The sequence below is a fragment of the Pseudomonas sp. P4_C3 genome (assembly GCF_056402075.1).
Genome location: NZ_JBFUIC010000633.1, coordinates 1 through 1,247 on the forward strand (window position 1 = coordinate 1; position 1,247 = coordinate 1,247).

At 53.8% G+C, this 1,247-nt stretch carries 1 protein-coding gene; it reads left to right on the plus strand.

Features of this window, described 5'->3' with window-relative positions:
* Positions 1-70: 70 nt before the first annotated feature.
* A partial coding sequence (locus AC1DVH_RS31335) for a tyrosine-type recombinase/integrase (protein ID WP_477757052.1) occupies positions 71-1,247 on the plus strand: 1,177 nt, incomplete at its 3' end.

Here is a 1,247-nt window from a genome sequence, read left to right on the forward strand (position 1 = left end):
CTTCTGGATTCCAGTCATTTAGAGGGTAGAGTTAGGGGTAGTCTTTGGTTCGATTAAGGATGATACCCTTATGTCGCGCACAACTGCTCCGCTTACCGACGCTGCTTGCCGTTTAGCAAGGCCAACGGACCGTCCCTACAAGCTTTTCGACGGCGACGGTCTCTATCTCCTAATTCAACCCAATGGCCGTAAAGGCTGGCGTCTCAGGTATGTAAAGCCTGACGGCCGGGAGGGGTTGACCTCCCTCGGCAGCTATCCCGTGATTGGCCTGGCCGAAGCTCGCCAGAAGCGTTTAGATGCGAAGCGGATGCTCGCAGACGGCATTGATCCCGTCGAGAACAAGCGTAAAGCCAAAACTGTTAACGGCCGTACTTTTGAAAGCGTTGCGTTGGACTGGCACAAGAACATGTCGGCCAGATGGACACCAGACCATTCCAAAAATGTGTTCAACCGTCTGAATAACTATGTGTTCCCGTTTATCGGTGCTCGCGCGATTGCTGATCTCGATACTTATGATCTGATGCAACCTTTGGAGGCGATCAGAAAACGTGGAACGATTGACGTCGCCTTAAGGGTACAAAGATACCTGCAAAGTATTATGCGTGAGGCAAAACGCCTTCGTCTTATTCCGATGAACCCTGCGTACGATCTTCAGGGCTTGATCAAAGCGCCGCGAGTCTCCCATCGGCCTGCATTGCCCCTATCACGCCTGCCTGAATTGCTGGCACGAATCAATGCCTACAAGGGCCGAGAGCTGACCCGGCTAACGCTCATGCTGTCGCTGCACGTGTTTGTTCGCTCGAGTGAATTACGTTTCGCTCGCTGGTGTGAGTTCGACCTCAAGCGTGGCGTATGGGAGATCCCGGATACTCGGCCGGAGCTAGAGGACGTACGCCATTCAACGCGGGGGACGAAAATGGCGGGCGATGTTCATCTTGTGCCTTTATCGCCGCAAGTTGTGGCCGTGCTTGAACAGATCCACACCCTCACTGGCACATTCGACCTGGTATTTGCCGGTGATGCTAGGGCCTGGAAGCCGATGTCAGAAAACACCGTGAACAAAGCGTTGCGCACTATGGGGTACGACACCAAGACCGAGATCTGTGGTCACGGCTTCCGCTCAATGGCATGCAGCGCACTGGTTGAGTCAGGGATGTGGTCAGAGACTGCTATTGAAAGACAGATGAGCCATCGAGAGCGGAACAGCGTTCGTGCCGCCTACATTCACAAGGCAGAGTTCATTGAAG